20 protein-coding genes, 1 pseudogene and 1 riboswitch are annotated in these 24,743 nt (G+C 44.3%); of the genes and pseudogenes, 10 read left to right on the forward strand and 11 right to left on the reverse strand.

The annotated features are described in order from the left end of the window. Positions 1-80: 80 nt before the first annotated feature. The 4 genes from E4663_RS14780 to E4663_RS14795 all read left to right on the forward strand — a co-directional run bounded on the left by E4663_RS14780 (position 81) and on the right by E4663_RS14795 (position 5,300). Positions 81-2,282, forward strand: a complete 2,202-nt coding sequence (locus E4663_RS14780; RefSeq protein WP_135328194.1) for a ribonucleoside-diphosphate reductase subunit alpha — start codon at positions 81-83, stop codon at positions 2,280-2,282. A gap of 13 nt (positions 2,283-2,295) precedes the next feature. After that, positions 2,296-3,336, forward strand: coding sequence for a ribonucleotide-diphosphate reductase subunit beta (locus tag E4663_RS14785; protein ID WP_135328195.1), 1,041 nt, complete (start codon positions 2,296-2,298; stop codon positions 3,334-3,336). A 207-nt stretch (positions 3,337-3,543) separates the two neighbouring features. Next, complete coding sequence (locus tag E4663_RS14790) at positions 3,544-3,885, forward strand: P-II family nitrogen regulator (RefSeq protein WP_079477158.1); 342 nt, start codon at positions 3,544-3,546, stop codon at positions 3,883-3,885. 23 nt (positions 3,886-3,908) lie between these two features. Further along, entirely contained in the window at positions 3,909-5,300 is a 1,392-nt protein-coding gene (locus E4663_RS14795) for an ammonium transporter (RefSeq protein WP_135328196.1), read from the forward strand. 23 nt (positions 5,301-5,323) lie between these two features. Here the strand turns inward: E4663_RS14795 and E4663_RS14800 are convergent, their stop codons facing one another. After that, positions 5,324-7,003 (reverse strand): YndJ family protein, encoded by a 1,680-nt coding sequence (locus tag E4663_RS14800; protein ID WP_135328197.1) that lies wholly within the window; start codon positions 7,001-7,003, stop codon positions 5,324-5,326. A 115-nt stretch (positions 7,004-7,118) separates the two neighbouring features. On the opposite strand from E4663_RS14800, the gene E4663_RS14805 reads away from it, so the two are divergent. After that, the gene (locus E4663_RS14805; protein WP_079477161.1) at positions 7,119-7,703 is read left to right on the forward strand and encodes a sigma-70 family RNA polymerase sigma factor; all 585 of its coding nucleotides are present in this window, start codon (positions 7,119-7,121) and stop codon (positions 7,701-7,703) included. After that, complete coding sequence (locus tag E4663_RS14810) at positions 7,696-8,310, forward strand: hypothetical protein (RefSeq protein WP_079477162.1); 615 nt, start codon at positions 7,696-7,698, stop codon at positions 8,308-8,310. Before E4663_RS14805 ends, E4663_RS14810 begins: the two co-directional genes overlap by 8 nt. A gap of 40 nt (positions 8,311-8,350) precedes the next feature. Here the strand turns inward: E4663_RS14810 and E4663_RS14815 are convergent, their stop codons facing one another. After that, positions 8,351-8,977 (reverse strand): uracil-DNA glycosylase, encoded by a 627-nt coding sequence (locus tag E4663_RS14815; protein ID WP_135328198.1) that lies wholly within the window; start codon positions 8,975-8,977, stop codon positions 8,351-8,353. A gap of 127 nt (positions 8,978-9,104) precedes the next feature. On the opposite strand from E4663_RS14815, the gene E4663_RS14820 reads away from it, so the two are divergent. Beyond that, positions 9,105-11,243, forward strand: coding sequence for an MMPL family transporter (locus E4663_RS14820; protein ID WP_135328199.1), 2,139 nt, complete (start codon positions 9,105-9,107; stop codon positions 11,241-11,243). 477 nt (positions 11,244-11,720) lie between these two features. Here E4663_RS14820 and E4663_RS14825 read toward each other — a convergent pair whose 3' ends face one another. The 3 genes from E4663_RS14825 to E4663_RS14835 form a co-directional block, all read right to left on the reverse strand. Beyond that, complete coding sequence (locus tag E4663_RS14825) at positions 11,721-12,707, reverse strand: sodium:calcium antiporter (protein ID WP_135328200.1); 987 nt, start codon at positions 12,705-12,707, stop codon at positions 11,721-11,723. A 124-nt stretch (positions 12,708-12,831) separates the two neighbouring features. After that, positions 12,832-14,334, reverse strand: coding sequence for a phytoene desaturase family protein (locus E4663_RS14830; RefSeq protein ID WP_135328201.1), 1,503 nt, complete (start codon positions 14,332-14,334; stop codon positions 12,832-12,834). Positions 14,335-14,353: 19 nt separating this feature from the next. Beyond that, on the reverse strand, positions 14,354-14,932 hold the full coding sequence (locus E4663_RS14835; RefSeq protein WP_241657215.1) for a methyltransferase family protein: 579 nt from the start codon (positions 14,930-14,932) through the stop codon (positions 14,354-14,356). 173 nt (positions 14,933-15,105) lie between these two features. On the opposite strand from E4663_RS14835, the gene E4663_RS19825 reads away from it, so the two are divergent. After that, positions 15,106-15,252 carry a hypothetical protein gene (locus E4663_RS19825; protein WP_158290510.1) on the forward strand — a complete coding sequence of 49 codons (147 nt, stop codon included), beginning with the start codon at positions 15,106-15,108 and terminating at the stop codon, positions 15,250-15,252. 57 nt (positions 15,253-15,309) lie between these two features. On the opposite strand, the gene E4663_RS14840 is transcribed toward E4663_RS19825, so the two are convergent. From E4663_RS14840 to E4663_RS14865, 6 genes and pseudogenes are all read right to left on the reverse strand, one after another. Beyond that, positions 15,310-15,534, reverse strand: coding sequence for a hypothetical protein (locus E4663_RS14840; protein ID WP_079477168.1), 225 nt, complete (start codon positions 15,532-15,534; stop codon positions 15,310-15,312). 120 nt (positions 15,535-15,654) lie between these two features. Continuing rightward, a complete protein-coding gene (locus E4663_RS14845) occupies positions 15,655-16,896 on the reverse strand; it encodes a dicarboxylate/amino acid:cation symporter (RefSeq protein WP_135328202.1) in 1,242 nt (413 codons plus the stop codon). A 449-nt stretch (positions 16,897-17,345) separates the two neighbouring features. Further along, a pseudogene (locus E4663_RS14850) lies at positions 17,346-18,635 on the reverse strand (O-acetylhomoserine aminocarboxypropyltransferase/cysteine synthase family protein); the annotation flags it as partial. A gap of 79 nt (positions 18,636-18,714) precedes the next feature. Continuing rightward, positions 18,715-18,824, reverse strand: a riboswitch (SAM riboswitch). Between the two features lie 70 nt (positions 18,825-18,894). Further along, a complete protein-coding gene (locus tag E4663_RS14855) occupies positions 18,895-20,037 on the reverse strand; it encodes a trans-sulfuration enzyme family protein (protein ID WP_135328204.1) in 1,143 nt (380 codons plus the stop codon). Positions 20,038-20,098: 61 nt separating this feature from the next. Then, positions 20,099-20,692: an NUDIX hydrolase gene (locus E4663_RS14860; RefSeq protein WP_135328205.1), complete on the reverse strand. Its 594-nt coding sequence runs from the start codon at positions 20,690-20,692 to the stop codon at positions 20,099-20,101. Positions 20,693-20,728: 36 nt separating this feature from the next. Further along, positions 20,729-22,861 (reverse strand): bifunctional diguanylate cyclase/phosphodiesterase, encoded by a 2,133-nt coding sequence (locus tag E4663_RS14865; RefSeq protein ID WP_135328206.1) that lies wholly within the window; start codon positions 22,859-22,861, stop codon positions 20,729-20,731. 189 nt (positions 22,862-23,050) lie between these two features. On the opposite strand from E4663_RS14865, the gene E4663_RS19830 reads away from it, so the two are divergent. Together E4663_RS19830 and E4663_RS14870 are read left to right on the forward strand one after the other, a co-directional pair. Further along, positions 23,051-23,212, forward strand: coding sequence for a hypothetical protein (locus E4663_RS19830; protein ID WP_158290511.1), 162 nt, complete (start codon positions 23,051-23,053; stop codon positions 23,210-23,212). A gap of 114 nt (positions 23,213-23,326) precedes the next feature. Beyond that, positions 23,327-24,727: a hypothetical protein gene (locus tag E4663_RS14870; protein ID WP_135328207.1), complete on the forward strand. Its 1,401-nt coding sequence runs from the start codon at positions 23,327-23,329 to the stop codon at positions 24,725-24,727. The last annotated feature ends 16 nt before the right edge of the window (positions 24,728-24,743 follow it).

The raw sequence follows: 24,743 nt of genomic DNA on the forward strand, positions 1-24,743 counted from the left end.
ATGCCTATTCGCCTTCATTCCATGGTTTCATCCGCTCAAAACTTGAGCGGATTTTTTTATTTTCAAAAAGGGGTGGAAAGATGAACCGAACAGCAACTGGAATAGACTCATTGCAAGAAGCTTTCCCAGCATTGCCTATCCACGCAGTATTGGATAAATGGAACGAGCTATCTATAGAAGATTACGCACAGGATATGATTTTAACTTGCTTAGCTGAAGTAGATGAATCCCAACCTGACTGGACCTTTGTTGCTAGCAGAATCTATTTGAATTGGATGTATGAACAAGCAAAGCGCAATCGAAAGCAAGATGATGCCTACAGCGATTTTTACGGATTACTCCAGACACTGATCGATGATGGAATCTACACATCGAAGTTGCTTACTTATTACAGCAAGCAGGACATAGCTAAGCTTGAACGAGCTATCGACCCGGAGCGAGATCATTTATTCACCTATATCGGTTTACGGACATTAAGCGACCGATACCTTGCGCGGTCCAAATCGAATGATATCTTCGAATTGCCACAAGAACGCTTCATGATTATTGCCATGATGCTTATGGCACAAGAGGAAGAAAGTAAAAAGATTGACCTTGTGCTCGAATCCTACTGGGCACTCAGTAACTTATATATGACCGTCGCGACCCCCACGCTTGCAAACGCAGGGAAACAGTACGGTCAACTCAGCTCCTGCTTCATTGATACGGTCGATGACAGCCTACAATCAATCTATGACAGCAACACAGACATAGCAAACTTGAGTAAGAACGGAGGCGGAATCGGGGTCTACTTAGGAAAGATACGTAGCCGAGGCAGCGATATCAGAGGTTTCAAGGGAGTATCATCCGGTGTGATTCCATGGATGAAGCAGCTGAACAATACCGCCGTCAGCGTGGACCAACTCGGACAAAGACAAGGTGCCATTGCTGTGTATCTAGATATTTGGCATAAGGACATCTTCCCTTTTCTGGATAGCCGTTTGAACAACGGGGACGAACGCCAGCGGACCCACGACTTGTTCACGGGAGTGTCCATCCCCGACCTCTTCATGGAAGCCGTCGAAAGCCGCGAAGATTGGTATTTATTTGACCCTCATGAAGTTCGGGATGTTATGGGATATTCATTGGAAGACAGTTACGACGAAGAGCGAGGAAGCGGTACATTCCGCTCCCGTTATCAAGAATGCGTCCAACACCCAACTCTATCGAAGAAGTGTGTACCCGCTATAGAAATCATGAAGCGGGTCATGATGAGCCAGTTAGAAGCAGGTACACCTTATATGTTCTACCGTGATGAAGTGAACCGGATGAACCCGAACCATCACGCCGGTATGATCTATTGCTCCAATCTATGTACAGAAATTACACAAAACCAAAGCCCTACTTCTCAAGAACAACATTTTATCGAGGATGGTAAAATTATTACCGAAAAATCACCGGGCGATTTCGTTGTTTGTAACTTGTCGAGTATCAACTTAGGAAAAGCAGTACCGTCAAGGGAATTGCACCGACTGATAACAATCCAGGTCCGTATGTTGGATAACGTCATTGATCTCAATACAATCCCTGTTCTCCAAGCTCAACTGACCAATCAAAAATACCGAGGCATCGGGCTCGGAACTTTCGGATGGGCCCACCTCTTAGCGAAGAAGAACATTCACTGGGATTCAGAGGAAGCGGTCAAATATGCGGAGGAGCTATACGAAGCAATCGCCTATTACACCATTGAAGCAAGTAGCGAACTCGCTAAGGAGAAAGGCAGTTACCCTATGTTTGAAGGCTCCGATTGGCATAGTGGGGATTACTTTTCTAAACGAGGCTACCACTTAAATGGAAGCTGGAATTGGCTCACGCTACAAGAGAAAGTAAGGAAGAACGGCCTCAGAAACGGATACTTGCTTGCTGTTGCACCGAACTCCAGCACGTCGCTGATTGCAGGAAGCACCGCAAGTATCGATCCAGTGTTCCAAAAGTTCTATTCCGAGGAGAAGAAAGATTACAAGATTCCTGTGACCGCACCCGAACTCGATCACCGTACGTATGGTTACTATCCATCCGCCTACGATGTCGATCAGAAATCGAGCATCAGACAGAATGCAGCACGACAAAGATACGTAGACCAATCGATTTCATTTAATCTCTATGTCAGGAATTCAATCCATGCAAAAGAATTGCTGGACCTCCATCTAGAAGCTTGGAAGCAAGGGTTGAAAACGACTTACTATACGAGGTCAACGTCCAGGCAAGGCGATTACGATGAATGCGAAAGCTGCTCATCTTAAAGGAGGAAAAATAATGTCACAAAAATTAACCAAACGAAAACTAGTCGATATTAACGCTCCGAATAAATCTACGGGCATTCTGAACGGTCAAAGCTCGAACGTACTGAACTGGGATGATACCGCTTATTCCTGGGCCTATCCGATGTACAAAAACATGCTTTCGAATTTCTGGATTCCGAACGAAATTAATATGAGCAATGATTTGAAGCAGTGGCCAGATTTATCGGAAGAAGAAAGGCAGACATTCAAGAAAATCATCGGACTGCTCGCCTTTTTAGACTCCATTCAAACAGACTATTCAGGAAAAATTGCCGATTACTTAACAGACTCCAGTTTAGCTGCCTTGATGCAGGTACTCGCTTTCCAAGAAGTAGTACACAACCAATCCTATTCTTATGTATTATCTACCCTTGTACCGCAACAAGAGCAGGAGGAGATCTTTGAATATTGGAAGCACGATGACATCCTGATTGAACGAAACAAATTCATTACGGACGGTTATCAAACATTCATCGACGAACCGACGGTCGAGAGTTTTTTAACATCCATTGTATATGACGTCGTCCTTGAAGGATTGTTTTTCTATGCCGGATTCGCCTTCTTCTATAACTTGGCTCGCAATCACAAAATGGTCTCCACCAGTACCATGATCAACTACATCAATCGAGATGAACAGATTCACGTTAACTTATTCGCACGCATCTTCAAAGAAACATTGAAGGAACACCCAGAGGTAGATGCAGAAAAGATGAATTCATTCGTAACTAGCACGTTCGCTCAAGCGGCGGAACTAGAAATCAAATGGGCTCGCCATATCATCGGACACCGCTTCACAGGGATTGAGCTTGAAGAACTGGAAGATTACATCCGTTTCATAGCCAACAAACGAAGCAAACAATTGGGAGCTGAGAAACCATTCCCGTCCTACCGAAAGAATCCACTGAAATGGATCCGGGCTTATCAAGAAGTAGATGAAGGAAAGTCCGATTTCTTTGAACAGAAATCCAGACAATATACAAAAGTAACCGAAACGAACGGTTTTGATGATTTATAAGTCCTATTCCCTCCAAATTTTTTTGGAGGGATTTTTTATTGTCATACAAACAATGGAAACGGTTACGACACTTCCTTTGTGTCACCTTTCCTTACACTAATTTTTGAAATCTATTGATTTTTCAGACTATTTCACTGTATGATTAGGTTAATTCATTACCCTTCATGTTATGAAAGTTAACATTGACAAAAAGGAGGAGACTATCTGATGAAAAAAGTAGAAGCCATCATCCGACCTGAGGCATTCCAGACGCTACGACAACAGCTAGACCAATTAGGGGTTAAAGGGTTGACGGTATCTGAAGTAGCTGGTTGCGGACAGCAGAAAGGACAGGAAGGTATTTTCCGAGGTAACAGGTTCGAAGTAAAACTCTATCCTAAAGTGAAAGTGGAAATGGTTGTAGAGAACTTTGAATTAGCTTCCATTATCGACGTCATCATAGAAACTTGCGCGACAAGTGAAGTGGGAGATGGAAAGATCTTCGTTTCAACGATTGATGAAGTGTACCGAATCCGTACAGGTGAAACCGGCAAGCAAGCCTTAATCTAATTGAAAAGGATGGATACTTAAATATGAAAAAAACAGCGCTCTTATTCCTTATTGCTTTATTCAGTTTCCCGGTCATAGCTAGTGCTGAAACAGCCGTAACTCCGGAAGCAGTCCTTCAATCGGTGGATATGGTCTGGATCATGATTGCAGCTTTCTTAGTCTTCTTCATGCACGCTGGATTCGCGATGGTTGAATCCGGATTTACCCGCTCCAAGAACGCCCTCAACATTCTGATGAAAAACTTCATGACTATGTCTATTGCAGCCGTTCTCTATTTTGTAGTCGGATACGGCATCATGTTTGGTACTTCTGGCGGTGGAATTATCGGAATCGACGGATTCTTCCTTGCTGGTCAAGAAGATCAAATCGGATTCTTCGTTTTCCAAGCAGTCTTTGCTGCTACCTGTGCCACTATTATCTCCGGTGCTGTAGCTGAGCGTATGAAACTGAACTCTTACTTACTCCTTACCGTACTTATGACAGGCTTCATTTACCCAGTTGTCGGACATTGGGTCTGGGGCGGCGGATGGTTGTCCTCCCTCGGATTCGTGGACTTCGCCGGCTCAACAGTTGTTCACCTTACTGGTGCACTTGGTGCTATCGTAACCGTAATGTTCCTCGGGCCACGCCTTGGGAAATATAGCGAAAAAACCGTCAATGTCATTCCTGGTCACAACATTCCATTAGGTGCTCTTGGTGTTTTCATCCTTTGGTTTGGGTGGTTCGGATTTAACGGTGGGAGTACTTTGGCAGCAGATCCAAGCTTAATTCCATCCGTAGTTGCGACAACTTTACTATCTGCATCTGCTGGTATCATCGGTTCTGCTTTCTATTCCCAAGCGAAATACAAGCGTATCGACGCTTCTCTTACTTTGAACGGAGCTCTAGCAGGTCTTGTCGGAATCACAGCAGGTACAGCAAACGTTTCTTTACTTGGGGCGATTGCAATCGGTTTGATCGCTGGCGTCATTTTAGTCGAAGCTGTCCAATTCTTAGATCGCGTTGCTCGTATCGATGACCCTGTCGGAGCGATTGCTGTGCACGGAATTTGTGGCATCTGGGGTACACTAGCTGTCGGACTATTTTCTGTCGAAGGTGGTCTATTCTATGGTGACGGCGCTGCCTTACTTGGTGTTCAGGCAATCGGCGTGTTAGCGGTTGTTGCATGGACGATGGCTACTACTGCGGTCGCTGTAACAGTCATTAAAGCGATCACTGGAGGTATCCGCGTTTCCCGTGAAGAGGAAATCTCTGGACTTGATTTTGCAGAGCACGGTTCTTCCGCTTACGAATCAAGCCGTGGAATCTTCAACGAGAACACGACGCCTACTTCCGACTTCGGAGTCGACTTACTACATCGATTAGACAGCTTGAAAAGCGAACCTACGAAGAAGGATCATAAAACAGCTCAGTAAAAAGATGAACCGGCCCCTTTCTATTAGGGGGTCGGTTCTTTTTCCTTTAATATATAATCAATCGTCAAAAATTTGATACCCCAAACTGCCAGTTGATGACGCGCTGCCAAATCGCCATCTCTTACACTCACATGAAACCACTCTCTCAGCGGCGTCCGGATCGTCCAGCTTCCGAAGGTGAGATAAACCCCTTCATCACCTCTTGAATCAGGACGTAAGTGACTGGTCAAAACAAGTCCCTCCCGACCATCATGTTCAGGCCTAAGAATCCCAGTCATCGTTCCAAGCGGTAATGGAAGACTAATATTCATATAGGTTTCTGATGCTCGTTTGTGATACGAATACAGTGCTGTAAACACTGGCTCATCAGTCTTCTCATTCTTCCTTACCCATGCACGTACTTGCTCCCTTCCATCTTGTTTGTCAGAGATAGAAACAATCTCACCACTCATATTCATTCTTCCTGTTAGTGGCAAATTAATTTGACCGAACTTTCTAGTCACGCTGCAACTGAGCTTGGAAAAAGCCCGGAATCGCTTCTCCCATCGCACATCTGCTTCCATAGTAAATTGATCGGTACGTAAATAAAACTTCCTTATATCTGGATGAACATGAGTGGGATCGAAGTGATGACTCCGGAAAACCTTCCACGTAGGCACCAGGCCTTCTTCACGCCGATAAGTTTCCGCCCATCCATTTCGATAAATCGCATCATTCCCCACGTACCCCCTCTGCCTAAGGTTGCTGACAGGAAAGGTTGTAAAGGGGTGACGCTGTGGCGGCGAAGCTTTGCGCCAAGCTAACGTCACTAGGATCGAGAAACCGAACGCATTCACAAGACCATGATAAGACACCATTTGTCCGATGGAGACTCCGAACGCTTCCGACATCAGCCCCCAGCTATACGCAAAGGAAAGGATCATGGTACCTACCAACAGAAGCGATGCGAGCCTTATAGCAGATGACCCCCAAGAAGGAAGTTCTACCGACAACCAAAACCACCACACGGCCAACCAAATAAGAATAAGAACGTATAGTCCGACAGTAACCACTTCAACCGGAGGTCCTTGATCAAGTCCTATTGCCACAAGAAACGGACCAATCAGGACACCTATGCACAACACATGGTACGGGCGTTCAGTGTACTGTTTTCTAACACGATTACCCGCTGATCGAAAACGACCGAAAAATCCCGTTACCAAAGGCAAAACAAAAGCTGCGTAGTGAAAGTGAATGGCTGTAAGTTGAACAATGGTTTGGGTATAAGGCAAGAACGATGCCCACCCGGATTGAGAAATAACCAACCATGCCCCACCTACCGCTATGTACAAAAGTCCTACATCTATAACTGTTTCCTCTAAAGGCCTTACACCTCTTCCGGCAAGCCTCATCAGACCACCAAATGCCAGCATAAGAGTGTAGAAGAACCAAACAAAAGCCCACCACCCCGCCTCTTGGCCAGGAGGCATGGTGACAGATATGACACCAGCTCCTGCAAACGGCAAGGAAGTCTGCATAACCGCTCGAAGCCATTGTTCCGCTCGATTTTCTTGATGCTTAACCACTTCCTCGACAAGCAACGGCACTAATACAAGAAAAGAAAAACCGAGCGCAGCGTCTATCCTCGTCATATGAAAAATCGAATTCCAGACAATCAATAAGATGAACCCTACCAATGCAATCCAACGACCAGGCTTTTTCATAAAATGTCCCCCTGAAGTCTCTAATCTCAATTTCCAAGCATTTCATTTCATGTTTTAATAGAGTTAGGTATTCTCATTTTACCAAAACCTAAAGCAAAGGAGTGTCGTCTAAGGTATGAGGTGGGATAAATTGATTCATAAACAGCGTTCCCTTCCTGCAAATCACGAAGAAACCGCCGACATGAACCAACGAGTGGAAAGCTGGATACATAATTACGGACATGACCTGAAATGGCTCGCCTATTCCTATGTAAAAGACCACTCCTTGGCTGAAGACATCACGCAGGAAGCATTCATAAAAGCCTATCAGAAATTCTCTACATTCAAAGAACAGTCTAGTGAAAAAACATGGCTCTACAAGATCACCATCAACCTTTGCAAAGATTATTTGAAAAGCTCTTATATGAAGAGAGTCGTCAAAAAAGGCGCCGAGATGTTCCGTAGCCTTCCATCCGACCAATCGACACCGGAAGAGTATGTCGTAAATCTCAGCGAAGACGAAGAACTCCTTCAACATGTTCTAAGACTCGAATCGAAATATAGAGAAATCATTATTTTATATTACTTCGAAGAATTCGATACCAAAGAATTAGCTGAAGTCATTCAAGCGAGCCCGAACACCGTCAAAACAAGACTCCGTCGTGCTCGTCAGCTTTTACAAAAGCAGATGACATCAGAAGGAGGAACTCGAAATGAATGATTTACTCGATCGCAAATTAAAAAAGCTCGACCATAACATTAAATACGACCACGTACCGTTTGATAAAGACAAGACGAAGATGGCCGTGCTGGAAGCACCAAAAACGAGTAGAAAACAATCCTACAGTTGGCTGTTTAAAGCTATGCCTGTCCCATTATTAGCCGCTTTAGTTATTGTATGCTTCCAGTTTGATTTCAGCCCTTCCTCGAGCGAAACCCACATGGCTGCCCAGTCTCCGATTAAAAGCAACGTCACGGAGATGAAGACTTCTATCTACGCAGAACCCGAAATGTTATCTAATAATACAGAGGGTAAGGCAACAATGACCAAATCCCAATCTACCATGGTGAGGGAAACCTACGTCTTCCATAATGACCAGGAATATATTCAGACAGGTCGCACGGTAAATCAACCAGAATTACATGAAGTCATTGGTACTGTGAAAATCGAGCAGGTTGCAAACGAACCATTACTAGAAGAGACTAAAATATATAGCATAAAAGGTGAAGATACAGACGAACACATTGCCATCCAGAGCAGACGCAACACCGGAATCGGCTCTACGTCTATTAGTAAACAAGGGTACTTTGTTTTTGAAAAAAGGTAGCCTTTCACCTGACCCCAAAAAAGCTGTAAGTGATCCTCACTTACAGCTTTTCATCTAGGTAGCGCTTCACCTCGTGTAATGACTGCTCCAATTGAGGTCGGATCTTGGGATTATAAAACACAGCAGCTGGGTGGTAGAGTGGAATCACTTTATAGAAGTATTCCGATTCTACCCATCCTTCTTCATCTCGCCACTTTAAGACCGGAGTCTCCATTACTCTTCCTATCACCGAACTAAGCTTATCCTCACTACCTATCAATCTTTTAAAGGCCACATTCCCGAGTGCGATGATAATCTTCGGGGCCACTTGTTCTATTTGATAATCCAACAATTCAGCGTGTGCGATGATCTCTTTTTGAGTAGGTTTACGATTCGCCTTCCTCATCCCTTCTTTATTAGACTTAGTCCAATAATAGGGACGACTCCTGACTACGCTTGTTATATAAATATGCTTGCGATCCAACCCCAGAATCTCCAGCTGCTTGTCCAGCTCTTTGCCCGCGCGCCCGATGAACGGTTCCCCTTTGACTATTTCATTCTCTCCTGGGGCTTCTCCGACTATCATCACTTCACTTTCTGTGTCCCCTTTTCCAATGACAAACCCTTCGACGTCATAAGGTTCGATTCTCTTCTGTGCTTCTACCTTGATATTTTGAGGAATGTCCATTATTTCACCTTCCTTAATGTTTACCTTCCACCACACCTTCACTTCTACACCCAGCTTCTTTTTAAATATAGGAAAAAAGGGTATTACTTGAACTATCATTAATCGTTACAAAAGGAGCCAGTCTTAGATGAAAATATTATCGAACCTAATAGTCCGTTCTCACAAGTGGCTGCTCGCCTTCTGGGTCATAGCAGCAATCGGGATGGGGTACTTCGCCATCCAATTACCTTCTTTACTAGAAGGAGATGGATTCCGCACAGACGGTGAGTATGCGGAAGTGGAGGATATACTTCAAGAAGACTTCCAATTTCCAGCATCCACTCTCCTCGTTCTTTTCGAAGATCAATCCGATCAGAAAATACAAGAAACCTTAGATGATCTCAAAGAGCTTGACCTGGCTTCGTCTATAGCATCCCCGCTAGAGAATGAAGAGATGAGAGAAGAGACAATCGCTTACGCCAGCTTACAATTCGAAGATGAATCCACCGATATGAAAGAAGTGATCAAAGAAATCAGACCGACGCTGGCCACGGAAGGAATAACACTGACAGGTGGACCAGTCATATCAGAGGATATCAACAAGGCTAGCCAAACCGACTTGAAGAACGCAGAATTGATCGGTCTTCCGGTTGCGTTGATCATTTTATTACTAGCCTTCGGGACGGTTGTCGCATCGTTACTCCCTCTGATCATCGGCGCCGTTACAATCATCACCGGTTTCGGGGTCCTTGCTCTAATCGGAGAAGATACACAATTATCTATTTTCATCTTGAACATCGCTCCTATGATCGGCCTTGCCTTGAGCATAGATTTCGCCCTACTCTTTATCAACCGATACCGGGAAGAGTTGTTGAAGCAAGAGAAAGGCGATGCGATTCGAACAACTATAGAAACAGCAGGACGTTCTATCCTATTTTCTGCCGTTTGCGTATTTATCGGCCTTGCTGCCATGAGTGTCATCCGCGTGGATATTTTCATGAATATTGCAATCGGGGGCACGGTGGTCATCGTATTAGCTGTGCTTGGATCGTTAACACTCCTCCCTTCACTCTTATATATCATAGGTTCAGGCATCGACAAGCTCCGGATCCTTCCTGCGGATAAGGACACAACACCACGATGGAGGGAATTTGCCCGCGGCGTAATGAAACATCCAGCTATTATTGCGATTACTGCTTTCATCATTTTATTGATCGGGGTTATTCCAGTCACCAACATGCAGCTCACTATTCCAACCATCAATGCTTTACCTGAAAGTTATGACTCCCGGGCTGCTTTTGAGACGATTGACGAAACCTTCATGTCAGAGGATGAAAGCACAGCCTATGTTATAGCAGAACGTAAAGGTGGGTGGCTGGAGCAAGATGGATTAGAACAAATGGAAGAGTTACAAAACCGTCTGGAGGAGGGAACTGTTGTCGATTCTGTCGATACCTTATTTACCACTACGGACTTTGATAACCCTGAACAGCTCGCGGCATCACTTGAACAAACAGAGGTGAGACAACAATTACAACCTGCCATAGATCAGTTCACTTCAGATGATCGATTGATGATGCCCGTGCATTTAACGGCCCGGGCTAATTCCACGGAGGCACAGGACTTAGTACGGGAATGGTCGAATGCCGATTGGGATGTTTCCATGAAGATTGGCGGACAACCGAAGTTCAACCAAGAAATCTACGATGAAATTTACGATAAGATCGGAATAACACTCGCCATCATCATTGTTTCAACCTTTATTATTTTGATGATCGCTTTCCGCTCTATCATCATTCCTTTGAAAGCCATTTTGATGAACATCATCGGACTCACTTCTACTTTCGGGATCCTCGTCTGGCTTTTCCAAGGTGGGCATTTCGGACTGAATGAAGCAGACATCGCTCTAATTCTACCAGTCATTGTTTTCAGCCTCGTATTTGGATTGAGCATGGACTACGAGGTGTTCTTGATCTCTAGAATGCACGAATTCTATTTAGAGACAGGTGACAATACGAAATCAACAATCGAAGGATTAGCCAACACTAGTAAAATCATTACATCGGCAGCGCTGATTATGATTGTCATTACAGGGGCGTTCGCTTTCACCGGGGTCGTTCCCGTCAAACAAATCGGTATCGGAATTGCGATTGCCATATTCCTCGATGCCACTATCATTCGACTCCTCCTTGTCCCAAGCTTAATGAAGCTGCTCGGAGACTGGAACTGGTGGCTTCCTTTCAGCAAAAAGAATCGTGTGAAGAAACAATCCCATTCATCCCATTAAAAAAAGCGGCTCGCAGGCCGCTTAGAATTTCGAGAGAGTCCCTTCGGTTCTTCTATGTGCAGAAAACGGCGTTGGAGAAACAGTCCGCTTTCCGCAGGCGTCCGGTGAGCTTCCTCGATCCCTGCGGTCTCTGTGGGGTCTCACGCTGTACTTCGGTCCTGCAGGAGTCTACCTGTTTCTCCAACACCTTTTCTCTAATTAAGTGTGAACCTCTTGTGCTGTGGACCATGAATAGCGGGAACGTAATGGTCCACACTTAAGGGACTAGCCCGCATATTATGACAAAATGTTCTAGCAAACGGCGAGACTCCCGCAGGGTCCACGAGATAGTCTAGCCCGCCGAGATCAAAGCGAACGAGGAAGCTCGACACTCGCATACGGAAAGCCAGCTGTTTTCCAGACCACGAAACACTGTACAAATAACAAAACCCCACTTCACACTTTTTAATAACCCGAGCGGTTAGGGCTGCTTTTTTGTTATTTTATTTGGAAAACCATATACGTCGTTACGAAATAACAAAGGATAATGAGAACAGAAGGCATTAAATACCCCATTGGACGTGACGTTCTCCTCGTGATACTGAAGATAACGAACAGAATAAATACGACAGAAACAATACCAGTGATAATGTTAGCCGTTCCCGAATTCTGAAGTAGATTCCCTCTGAAATAGAAGACGTCCGTTATGGCAAGGATCATTAGATTGAAGGCGTTACTCCCTAATAAGGAACTGATCCCTAAATTGAAGTTACGAAGTTTCAGAGCCGTTCCGACACTCACCGCATCAGGTAACGATGTACTGATTGCCACTAGGAAAGACCCGATGAAAGACGCACCGATACCCGTGATGACGGAAATACGCTCTGCGGTAATCGTCAACACACTTCCGATGATCATGATGGAAACAGCAGCCCCTGCAAACCGAGTGATCACCTGTCGATAGGAGTATTCCCCGTACTTAGTGGAGTCCCGCTTCACTTTCCTCCCTTTATATTCTGTACGATCATTGATATATTTCGACCCTACAAAATATAAAATCACGATGGCAATCGACGTATAGCTAATATGAAAAACTGCAGTCGGAAGTGTCAATGTCAATCCCGCTACCACAACAAGCGTCATGAAAATGACCAACCATCCGTATAATTTACTCTCTTCGGTAGCGTGGGTCATAATTTGATATCTTCGATAGACAATATCGAAAATAGCAAGCCCCATGATGTTGAATAAATTACTTCCTATTAAGTTCCCAACTGCAAGATCCGGACTATCTATCAAAATCGCCGTAACACTTGAAGTAAGCTCCGGCAACGAAATAGCAATTCCTATGATTGCTCCCATAAAGGCGGATGATGCGCTCGTTTTCTCTTTAACAGCATCGCCATAGATTGATAAGCGGGAAGCTACAAAAAATGTAGCGAACCCTGCCAAAATAAACAGAGCAAATATAATCCAATTCGGCACCTCGTTTCCCCCTTCTTCCGTCTACCGTCATTTTTCAACCATTCCCTACTGCCAAGGATATGAAACGGTACGGAAAAAATATGCAGTCAATAAAAAAAGTCCAGCATCTGCTGGACTTTTTTACTTATGGTTTTACAGCTTCTTTTTCTTGTTCTTTGATTAAGTCAGCCGTTAGTTGCCCGGACAGTGTTACCATCGGTACGCCTCCACCCGGGTGAGTGGATCCTCCGACGAAATACAATCCCTCATACACTTGGCTTTTAGACGGAATTTTAAATCCTCCGTTCGTTTTACGATCCGCGGCGATACCGTAGATCGATCCACCATTCGGACCGTATAGCGATTCTAAATCTTCCGGAGTGAAGCGGTACTCAAATTCAATCGAATCTCTCAGCCCTTCCACACCCATACGTTCTAATTTATCCAAGACCACTTCCCGATATTGATCCCAGTCGATCGGCTTTCGCTTTCCATTAGTCATCGGCGGGACATGTGTAAGGACAAATAGATTGTCTTTCCCAGCAGGAGCTTGGGAATCATCTGATTTCGAGGAGATACCGATATAAATAGTCGGATCATCCGCAGGCTTGCCTTGATCGAATATTTGCTTGAACTCTTTCTCAGGGTCTTCTGAGAAGAAGAAGTTATGGTGCTTCAGGTGATCAAACTTCTTATCCGTACCAAGTAACAGTACAAGCCCTGAAACGGTTGGGTCGTATTTCTTCTCAAGCGATTTGATCTCTTTCTTCACTTTGGAAGAAGAAGGTGCAAGTCTACGGTAAGCAGGTATTGCTTCCAAATTTGAAACGACGATATCCGCTTCATGTACGGTGCCATCCTCTGTTTCTACCCCAACAACCCGCTCGCCTTCTACAACAAGCTGTTTCACAGGAGTATTCAACTGTACATCGACCCTCAGTTCATCCATGACACTACCCATAGCTTCGGCAATCTTATACATGCCACCCTTAACGTAGTGGATGCCTAAGCCAAGCTGGACATAAACCAACTGATTCAAAATCGCAGGAGATGAATAAGGGTTGGAACCTACGTACATCACAAAGAAATTGAATAATTGCTCCAAGTATTTATTATCGAATTGCTTCTTCGTAGACTTAGCTACAGTATTCATAGGGTCCATCTGTAGTAGTTCACTCAATTTATGATGGCTCTTCAAATCTTTCAAATCAGAAATACTATATTTGTAAAAACTCTTCATACAGAGCTCATACATGTCCTGTGTGTAAGAAAGGAAATCTGTAAATTTACGATTAGGACGCTCCGTAACTTTCGCCATTTCCTCAAGCATCTGAGGAAGATCACTCGTCACATCAAGCTGTGTTCCATCTTCGAAGAATGTTCTCCACTGAGGTTCCACACGCTCGACCGTTATGTAATCCTCTAAACGGCGGTGAACGCTCTCAAACAATTGCTCCAACACCCATGGCATAGTCAAAATAGAAGGTCCTGTATCAAAGGTAAATCCTTTTCCTTCTCTACGATTCAACTTTCCACCGATGTTACTATTCTTCTCGATCACTTTCACATCATATCCATCACCACTCAACCGAATAGCAGCCGACATACCACCCAATCCAGCTCCAACAACAATCGCTTTTTTCTTCATCCAACCTACACCTCCATAGTTAATAAATGAACGGCACTAATCGGTACCTGGAAGAACACCAGCCCCGATATAGATCGCCATGAGCCTCAATAAGCATCGCTTCTTCAATGTGAATTCTATGTAGTAAAGCGATGGTCACAAGTACCCCACAGAATACCGCCGTCCAAACGTTCCCTACCCCTAGACAAAACCCTATGACTATAAGCAACAACCCCGTATATAAAGGGTGGCGTAGCCATTTATAGGGTCCTGTGCTAACTAATTTATCCCCTTTTTGGACAGAAACATCACGTGTGAATTGATCTTTCAGATGTAAGATGCCCCAGTACCTCAACCCGACTCCTATAGCGTAGATTATTAACCCAAACCACCATAACCACGGGGAAGTAATAACACCGAATTCCCATTCGCGCATAACCAACGAAACTGCCACCGCAAGAATGATCGCTACAAGAATGAGAGGGAACGAGCGACGCTCAAGCCTGTCTCCTTCTTGCGTATGACGGTTCCGGAACAGGAAGAACTCGACGATCCATAATACCGTCACGATGAGAAACAAGACTTCAAACCCACTCATGTGACCTGGCCCATCATCCATTTCAGACTCAGCATGCCTTCCCCCTCCCATAACTTGACACAACTGCTATCTTTTACTTTTCCCATTGCATCAATCGTCTAAACAGCTACCAATAAAAAACTTGCTTCCCATAGATCCTCCACGTAAGATAAAGGAAAACTACGGAAACAAGAAAGGTTGTTCTGATTTTGACCATGTTCTACTGGATCTTCATTCTGTCTGTCGTCATCATGACCTTCTTCGTCATTTTCCGGAAGCTGACAAAGAGCAGCTACTGGATTATGGGAATTATCCTTATCATTTATACCCTTCTACTGATTTGGAATATACCTCCCCGTTAAGAAAGCAAAAGTAGAAATAAGCCATAAAAAAAAGAGAGGTCCTCCCCCTCTTCTTCCTCACTTACCTTCTCTTCTCTGCTTATTGATCGCTTCTCTGATGTGATAAAGCTCCGCATACATCGCCGTAACATATACAAGTAATATACTAAGGAACATCGACAGTACAAAAACGGATCCGTCCAGTGCAAATCCCAGCACGGACGTAAAGCCGACAATGGCTCCGATAATGACGCCGATTCCTGTTAACGTTAATATTTTTTGAAGCGTTACTGAATAAAACACAAAGAACCACCCCTCTAACCTTCTTTTTGTCAATATACCCTAGAGGCATTCATATTACACATCGCAGCATTGAAAGACTCCACAAAAAAAAACGCCACCCCAGTAGGAGTGACGTTCATATTAAGCTTCCATTCGCTCGGAGCGAACATCCGTTACACCATGTTTTTTCTCAGATTCGGAAACGACTACTGCACAAGCAGCATCGCCTGTAATGTTCAGAGCAGTTCTCGTCATATCCAGAATACGGTCAATACCGATGATCAAGGCGATTCCCTCTACCGGCAGGCTGACTTGAGTCAGAACCATAGCTAGCATAATCAACCCGACTCCCGGTACACCAGCTGTTCCAATACTTGCAAGTACTGCGGTCAGGATGACCATGATAATGGCCGAAAACCCTAAGTCTACGTTATACACTTGGGCGATGAAGACTGTTGCCACACCTTGCATGATAGCTGTCCCGTCCATATTGATCGTGGCACCAAGTGGTTGAACGAAACTACTGATCGGCTTTGGTACGTTCAGTTTCTCCTGTGCCGTTTTCATTGAAATCGGCAAAGTAGAACTACTACTGGACGTACTGAATCCGACGGTCATAGCCGGGAAGAAGTTCTTGAAGAAATGAATTGGATTCATGTTTCCTAAGAATTTCACGGCTGCACCGTATGCGATAAGAGCATGAAGGAAAAGTCCGAGTACAACAACAAACATGTACATCAACATACCTTCTAGTCCGTCCCAACCTAACTCACCAACGGCTGATGCCAGAAGACCGAATGCGCCATATGGAGCGAACTTCATGATCAAGTTCACCAAGTACATCATAATGTCATTCCCCTGCTCAAGCACCTTCAAAAGCCCTTCTGTTTTCTTGCCAAGGACTGCTAGTGCAAGGCCGATGAACACGGAGAAGAAGATGATCTGTAGCATGTTTCCTTCCACCATAGCCTGAATTGGGTTCGTAGGAATGATGTTTGTAAATGTCTCCACAATCGTCGGCGCCTCTTGTGCTTCATATTCCGCTCCTGATGTGTCAATATCCATGTTACCCGGCTGAATGAGGAAAGCCAGTGAAATCGCAATGGAAATTGCAATCGTTGTAGTTGCTAAGAAAAACCCTATTGTTTTCCCACCGATTCGTCCCAGCTTCTTAGGATCTCCCAAGGAAGCCGTTCCTAAAGTGATAGAGAAGAAGACAATCGGAACAACAAGCATCTTAATCAGGTTTAAGAAGATGGTTCCGAGGGGACCGAACACATACGTATCTAATCTAGTAAACCACTCTGGTGCAGCAGAATGGAGAACAAGTCCGAGGACGGCACCGAGTAGTAAACCAATTAGTATTTTTCCTGTTAGTTTCAAAGTCATGACCTCCTGATGCGAATGATAACGCTTTCTTATTATTTCCTTCTTAGAGAATGAATAGAAAGCATAATAAATTCGAATGAAATTGTTTAGTAGATTTGAGTTTGCCCCAGGACGGAGCTTAGGTAAAGGAACTGCTTATATAGGACGGAATTGTGTGAAAATAGAAATAATTAAAGTGAGTTTCTATTGCGCCATTTTAGAATTATAGCACACTAAAGTCCAACAGAAAATCATATTTTTTCAGGATAAGTAGAATGTCATATCTCTGTTTATTGCCTAATTCATGACAAAAACACCCTGCCAATCAGGCAGGGTGTCTATTTCTATTACCATCTTTTTTTGCAATGCATCCATCTTATTTCCATACTAGAGTCAGTAATATTCTATTATCTTTCTACCAATTTAATCCAATAACTATTCTATTAAGACTTTACGGTTTCCTGACCAGTAGCTACTGCAATCGCATGGTCAAGATCTTGAATCAAGTCTTTCGCCGACTCCAGTCCAACGGAGAGGCGAACCATCTCTTCTGTTACACCACTTGAAACCAACTCTTCTCCTGAAAGCTGCTGGTGGGTAGTGGAGGCAGGGTGGATGATAAGCGACTTAGCATCTCCGACGTTCGCAACGTGAGACCACAATGTAATGTTATCAATTAAGGAGCGACCGGTTTCTCTTCCACCTTTGATTCCGAACACAACTACTGATCCATATCCATTGTCTAAGTATTTGTCTGCTAGCTGATGCGCTGGATGATCTTCTAACCCTGGATAAGCGACCCACTCTACATCAGGGTGCCCCTTCAAGTGTTCGGCTATGGTTTGTGCGTTTTCATGGTGCCTCGCTATTCTCAAGTGCAGAGTCTCAAGTCCTTGCAATAGCAGGAACGCATTCTGTGGACTCAAGCAGGACCCGAAATCACGAAGCAACTGGACTCGTAATTTTGTAATATAAGCAACGTTACCGAGATCCTTTGCATATACAATACCGTTGTAACTTTGATCAGGTTCTGTGAAAACTGGGAACTTCCCATTTCCCCAATCAAATTGTCCTCCGTCCACTACTACGCCTCCGATTGTCGTACCGTGACCACCAATCCACTTTGTTGCGGAGTGGATAACGATATCGGCTCCGTATTCAATCGGCTTACACGTATAAGGAGTGGCAAATGTGTTATCAATGATTAGCGGTAGATCGTTTGCATGGGCCACGGCGGCTACTTTTTCGATATCTAAAACGTGAAGACTAGGGTTTCCGATTGTCTCTGCGTAAACTGCCTTTGTTTTGTCCGTAATAGCAGCTTTAAAGTTCTCTGGATCTTCCGGATCTACGAATTTAACTTTGATGCCATAACGAGGTAAAGTGTTAGCGAACAAATTGTATGTCCCACCGTACAGGTTCGCTGCTGCCACTATTTCATCGCCTGCTCCAGCAATGTTCATAATTGAAAGGGCAATAGCGGACATTCCAGATGCAGTAGCCACCGATGCCACACCACCTTCAAGGAGTGCCATACGCTGCTCAAACACATCGACCGTTGGGTTCATGATGCGGGAATAAATATTACCAGGCTCTTCTAAGGCAAATAAACTTTGGGCATGTTCTGTATTATCGAATACATAAGATGTCGTCTGATAAATCGGTACGGCCCTTGAACCTGTTGTCGGATCAGGCGACTGCCCTCCGTGCAGCGAAAGCGTCTCAATATCATAACCCTCTACATGTTTACTCATTTTTTCGTCCTCCTCGATTTTATAAATGCAAAAATCCCCTCTTCTTTGATAAGAAGAGGGGATGGAATAAACGGTCCTCCTCTTATCTTCCAGATCCATTGATCTGTAGGACGTAGCACCTTTTCAAACCGTTGTTTGAAGGTTGCCGGGCTTCGCAGGGCCTATTCCCTCAGCCGCTCATGATAAGAGTTCCTTATATAATGACTATGATGAGAATTATATAAACAAATTATCTGAATGTCAATAATTTTCTGACCATTCACTCAGATGATTGCTTTAATGCTTCTTCGAACTGTTGAATAATATCATTTGTCTCTTCAATTCCAATCGACAAACGGATCACACGACTGTTAATGCCGATCTGTTCTCTCTGTGCATCCGAAAGGGCACGGTGAGAAGTCCTGATTGGATAGGATACTGTCGTTTCCACTCCAGCAAGGGTAGGCGCGATTTTGACCCAGCCCAGAGACTTGAAGAAGGTCTCTACATTTACCTGTTGACTAAGCTCAATCGTCACGATGGCACCATTCCCACGTTCCGAAACAAATTTCGGATAGTAGACTTGTTGAACAAGATCATTCTCCTCAAGTGTACTTGCCAACGCTTTGGCGTTCCCTGATTGTTGCTTCATGCGAAGGCCGAGCGTTTTGGCTCCTCGCTGGGTAAGCCAAGCTTCAAATGGGCTCAAGTTAGCCCCAAGCGTCACTACTTTTTGTGTAGCCTTTTGAATCAGATTCTCCTTCCCGACGAGCACACCAGATGTGACGTCGCTATGCCCTCCAATATATTTAGTAGCACTATGTACAACTAAATCGACCCCTTTTAGAACTGGTTGAAGCAAGTAAGGCGTCGCAAATGTATTATCGACCATAGTGGCTAACCCGTGGTCTTTCGCAAGCTGGACAAGACCTTCTACATTCTCTACACGGAGAAAAGGATTAGAGACGGATTCTGTGTAGAGCAACGTTGTGTTCTCTTTAATGGCCTGTTGAACGTTCTCTAAGTCTTGGAAAGAAACCATGGTAACTTCTATTCCGAAAGTATCTAATTCTGCATTCAATAATTTATGCGTCCCCCCGTAAACATCATCCGCTGCAACAATATGGTCACCAGGTGACGCGACAGCTAAGATTCCAGCAAGGATCGCAGACATTCCAGAAGAGGTGGCAACACCTGCTTCAGCTTCTTCGAGTGCTGCAATTGTTTGGCTCAGCTCATCTGTATTCGGATTTCTTTCTCTTGAATAAAGGTAAGGAACGTCTCCCTCATAGTAGCTTTCTAAATGGTCCAGATCTTCGAAAGTAAAGGCGGTAGATTGATAAATCGGTGTGTTTTTACTGTTTTGAACTTGCTTTTGGTTCAATTTTTGATGGACGACTTTTGTATCGAACGAAGAACTCATCAACTCTTCCTTTCCCGATGTGTATTTGTTGAATGATTATAAAGAGCCTCTCTCTATTCTGTCAAAGTTTTTCGACTTTTTTCTCGAGTTGTTGTAGCAGATATTTGAAGTACCCCAATTCATGAGGGACGATGTCTTGGCGCTCCATCAGCCCAGCATCTCCAGTAATGACAGAACGATAAGGTACCGCTCTTTCATCGATGTTGGACAAGTCGTCTGATGTGATCCGGATTATATCGACGACCTCATCACTTGTTTCCAATTTCATATCAGGTGTAACCTGCATTAGAAAAAGGCGGCATAGTTCCCGGTCCACTCCACCTTGAATGACTAACTCTTCTTTGTAGGTTCCGATTCTAAATAGTTTGTCTGGTGTAGCCGTTATTCCGACTTCCTCTTCGATTTCTCTTAACCCAGCGGAAATCACATCTTCACCAGCCTCGATATGACCTGCGACGGTAATATCGAAAAGCGAAGGAAATTCCGCTTTGTCGGCAGCCCTTTTTTGAAAATAAAGGAATGTACCATGTTCTGACGGTTGATAACACCAGCAGTGGAAGGTTTCGTGCCAGTTCCCATCCTTGTGCACCTGCTTCCGTTCTTTGATGCCTGCATTCTCCATCTGATCATTAAAGATCTGTAGCTGTTCGCTCATACCTGGTCTCCCCTCACATAGAAAAAAAGCGTGAACCTATAGGCTCACGCATTCAGCTGGTTGTGGTTTGCTGAAGTAATACCCTTGATAATCATAACAACCTTTTTGACTCAAGTAACGAATATGTGCTTCTCGCTCGACACCTTCTGCAATAATCTGCAGCCTCAAGCTCTGAGCCATAGCTATAATCGCACTGACAATAGCCACATCATTCTCTCCTGCGTCTATTTTGTTAATAAACGAGCGATCGATTTTGATCGCATCGACAGGCAGACGACTTAAATAACTAAGGGAAGAGAACCCTACGCCGAAGTCATCCAGATGAACTTTGACCCCCTTATCACGCAACTGTTTCAATGTTTCTATACTACGATCGAAATCTTGCAGCACCATCGTTTCTGTAATTTCCACAACAAGGTTTTCGGGAGATAGATTGGATGCTTCGAGTGCACCAAATATTTTTTCAGAAAGTGTCTCATCTACGAATTGACGCGCAGACAAATTGACCGATATGTTTAAATCAGGTCTTTTATAACGAAGCTGCCACACTTTCAACTGACGACACGCTTCATTCAGGACCCATTCCCCGAGTTGTGTAATCATTCCACTCTCTTCTGCAAGCCTAATGAAGAAATGAGGGGAAAGCAGTCCGAATTCCGGCTGTTGCCAACGGATCAATGCTTCATAACCGATGATCCGCCTCGTCCGTCCACATATTTGTGGCTGATAGTGTAAAACGAACTCTCGCTTATCCAGGGCATGGTGCAACGCCTGCTTCAGCATCATCTCTTCACGCATTTCTTGACTCATCTGCGCATCATAGAGCTCATAACGGTTCTTACCGCTCCGCTTCACTTTTTGCATGGCTGCATTCGCATACCGAAGCATCGCGTCTTCATCGGTCCCATCATGAGGGAAAAAGCTCACACCTATACTGACCGTTGTGTAGTACTCTTTCTGACCGATCATGAAAGGGCGACCCATCGATTGAATGACATGATCGGCCATGGAACACACTTCATCTACCGTTGACACATCTTTCAAGAGGACGACAAATTCATCGCTGCTGATTCGCGATATGATACAGCGCTTCCTAGCAAACGTTCGCTTCAAATGAACGGCAAACTCCCTTAATAATTCGTCCCCTTTTTCATGTCCCCACGTATCATTGATCATCTTGAAATTATCTAGATCAATGATGAGCAAACCTAACTTTGTGTCTTGGTCGCAAGCAGCTTTCAACTCCTGCTTCATCAATTCCGAAAAGTAATCCCGCTTTGCGAGACCTGTCAATGAATCATACTGCGATAACTTCTGTAGCTTAGATTCTGCTTTCATCTTCGTTAATTCGTTTTCAATTCGATCGGCTAGGATTTGAAAAATCGCACGACTTAAAGGTCCGTTACTAAAGGGCTTGCTATCCATGATCACAATTATTCCGACGACATCCCCTTGTGAATTCAACAACGCTTTCCCCAAGTAACTCTGGATGTCATGCTGCCGGAGAAAATCGTCTTCTGGGTAAAGAGACTGTACATCTGCCTGAAAGAAACATTCGTGTTCTACCAAAACATCCTCACAAGGCGTACCCTCCAGTGAGTAGTGATAACCGGATGACGTGACGCCGTCATGGTACATCGAAATCGTTGACACCACACCCTTATCATCAGTGGACAACTCCCCCACGAGTACCGTATTAACTCCCAATAGCCCTGCTAAATATTCGACAAAGAAATTGAAGAACGATTGACCGTTAGCTGTCGAGAATGCTTCGCCGATTTCTGTGATCGATCGTTTCAGCTGATTCAGTTCATCTTGGCAAAATGAGCCCGATACGGAAAGACCACTGTATCCAAGAAATGTTTGATCATCTGTGTGAAACGGGGTAACGACATCTTTCACCCATCGGTACCCATTCTTGCTTTTCAATCGATAGTTCAAATGGAACGTCTGCTTCCGGTTTGGATCGGTGACCAACTTCATTAAGCTAAGGTCTTCCTTATGTATGAGATCTCTTATCTCAGACTTTGAAATTGATGCGTTGTCCATCCCCAAGTCTTCTGTCAAAGCATCATTCAAATAAACTCTCTGGTCCCTCTGGTCAAAAAACCACATAGGTATGGAAAGCTGTTTGAGCGTTTTCCAAGGATGATCGATTGTCTGAGCCATTCCTCTCACCTACTCATGCTTGAATTTAGAACCGTTTTCTTTAAATATCGGAAAATTTCAAAAAAAGTTAAGAAGTCCCCAGTTTTTTATCATAATCCGAATAAATTGGTGAGGAGGGTACAGAACTAATAAAGCAGTAGGTTTCAGTGAGCATCTCAGCGTGGAATAAAGGAATAAGGAGGTGAGTTCATGGCTAGAAAAGGAAACATTCAACCGCCTAGCGATTTCGCAAAGGCATTCAGCCAACCAATGAAGTACAACCAGGCTTTTTCCAGAGAAACCGAGCACGAAGAAGACCACTCAGAAAGTGATGCAATGCTGCATCATTATACTGACCCAGAAGACAAATAGAGCAGTTCCGCCTTGTGGTGGAAGGCTCTTTTTTATTGGTATACGACCCTATATGACAGAATTTTCTGTTATGATAAACATATTACAAAAGCCAATAAAAGGATGAATCTACATATGACGAAACAGAAATGGCTGATGATCATTGGTGTACTTGCCATCTTTGCTGCCGGTGCCTACATTGCTACATCAGGCAGCGCAACCAAACTGACCTCTGAACAAAAGCCGGAACGAAAAGCGAAGCCAGTCGACTTAGATGAACTGCCTGTTGATTGGAAAGAAGTCGAGTCAGAGGAAGAACTCGAAGCATTCTACACCAGGCACATCCCCGAACTACCTTTAGCTAGGGAAAAAGGTGTCACAACGTCCCCGGAAGACATGATGACAGTGGAAGGAAAAGAAGGACGTGTCCAAATCAATGAAGTATTACATGGTGGCAGGCAGATGACTTTCCTATTCAGCATGGACTTGTCATTGTTGGTAGACGAAGAGGAAAATTACTTTCAACCACCTCGGATCGATACAGTGGACATTAAAGAATCTGGCGATATTCCCGCTCAAACACTCCGTGGTTTCAGTGAATTGGATGAATCAAGTGCCATCATTTTCGAGAATCGACTTTATGGCATTTTGCAAACCCAGCCCATCACCAAAGACGGAGAAACTGACCTAGAATCCTTTCCTATGGCGGAACCCATAAATGCCGAGGCGAAGACCTCACTTAAAATCAATTTACAAGCTGATATATTACATACCGATCCCGTTCCCGTCTCCTACCAATACGATCCGGAGGAGCATAAGGTTGCGACAAGGGAATTCGAAGGCACTTATTCCAAAGATGGTGTCACGATCGAACCCAAGGAATTTGTGATGAGTCTGGAGAGCAATTACATTACGCTTTACGTGAAAAGCGAAGATAAAGAGTTCAACCGTACACTAGAAGGCCGCCTTCAAATGGATGACCGCACGCAGCCTTTCAGTCCATACTTACAACCAATAGAAGGGGAAAAAGATATGTACAAAGCCTACTTCGGTACTTCCCCCGAAGTTCCTGAGGACATTGCTTTAAAGATCAGAAGCATTGATATGAAGGAAAACGAATCCTTCAGCTTCACTTTTGATGTTCCGGAGTTAGGAGATCATGAGCGCTTCGAGAAGAATATCGACCGTACGGTAGCTGAAAAACACGGAACGGATATCTATTTAGACCGCCTTCACTACCATGAACAGTACGGTATGAACTTTGCTTTAAATTATCGCCCTCAAGACCCGGAGCAAGACAAAATGATTGTCGGAACCATGAACAATTTCAACCCAGAACCGAACCCGAAAGATGTGAGCGTGACGACGGACAACGGGCAAAGTGGATATGCCAGAGTATCTGGCTCAAGGTTACAGTCTAATGTAGACATTCAACCGGATCTCCTAGAAGGAGCATCAAGTGCCACCATCACATTCAACACCATTTCCGTTTCCCATAAAATCGACCACACCTTCGAAATTTCCGAAGACAACTAAAAGCAGAGGGAGCCCC

Origin of the sequence: Halobacillus salinus (assembly GCF_004684905.1) — a bacterium.
GTDB classification, from domain to species: Bacteria; Bacillota; Bacilli; order Bacillales; family Halobacillaceae; genus Halobacillus; species Halobacillus salinus.

Coding starts and splice junctions, on each gene's coding strand:
- E4663_RS14780 (WP_135328194.1), top strand. CDS start 81: ATGAACCGAACAGCAACTGGAATAGACTCATTGCAAGAAGCTTTCCCA.
- E4663_RS14785 (WP_135328195.1), top strand. CDS start 2,296: ATGTCACAAAAATTAACCAAACGAAAACTAGTCGATATTAACGCTCCG.
- E4663_RS14790 (WP_079477158.1), top strand. CDS start 3,544: ATGAAAAAAGTAGAAGCCATCATCCGACCTGAGGCATTCCAGACGCTA.
- E4663_RS14795 (WP_135328196.1), top strand. CDS start 3,909: ATGAAAAAAACAGCGCTCTTATTCCTTATTGCTTTATTCAGTTTCCCG.
- E4663_RS14800 (WP_135328197.1), bottom strand. CDS start 7,003: ATGAAAAAGCCTGGTCGTTGGATTGCATTGGTAGGGTTCATCTTATTG.
- E4663_RS14805 (WP_079477161.1), top strand. CDS start 7,119: ATGAGGTGGGATAAATTGATTCATAAACAGCGTTCCCTTCCTGCAAAT.
- E4663_RS14810 (WP_079477162.1), top strand. CDS start 7,696: ATGAATGATTTACTCGATCGCAAATTAAAAAAGCTCGACCATAACATT.
- E4663_RS14815 (WP_135328198.1), bottom strand. CDS start 8,977: ATGGACATTCCTCAAAATATCAAGGTAGAAGCACAGAAGAGAATCGAA.
- E4663_RS14820 (WP_135328199.1), top strand. CDS start 9,105: ATGAAAATATTATCGAACCTAATAGTCCGTTCTCACAAGTGGCTGCTC.
- E4663_RS14830 (WP_135328201.1), bottom strand. CDS start 14,334: ATGAAGAAAAAAGCGATTGTTGTTGGAGCTGGATTGGGTGGTATGTCG.
- E4663_RS14835 (WP_241657215.1), bottom strand. CDS start 14,932: ATGGATGATGGGCCAGGTCACATGAGTGGGTTTGAAGTCTTGTTTCTC.
- E4663_RS19825 (WP_158290510.1), top strand. CDS start 15,106: ATGTTCTACTGGATCTTCATTCTGTCTGTCGTCATCATGACCTTCTTC.
- E4663_RS14855 (WP_135328204.1), bottom strand. CDS start 20,037: ATGAGTTCTTCGTTCGATACAAAAGTCGTCCATCAAAAATTGAACCAA.
- E4663_RS14860 (WP_135328205.1), bottom strand. CDS start 20,692: ATGAGCGAACAGCTACAGATCTTTAATGATCAGATGGAGAATGCAGGC.
- E4663_RS14865 (WP_135328206.1), bottom strand. CDS start 22,861: ATGGCTCAGACAATCGATCATCCTTGGAAAACGCTCAAACAGCTTTCC.
- E4663_RS19830 (WP_158290511.1), top strand. CDS start 23,051: ATGGCTAGAAAAGGAAACATTCAACCGCCTAGCGATTTCGCAAAGGCA.
- E4663_RS14870 (WP_135328207.1), top strand. CDS start 23,327: ATGACGAAACAGAAATGGCTGATGATCATTGGTGTACTTGCCATCTTT.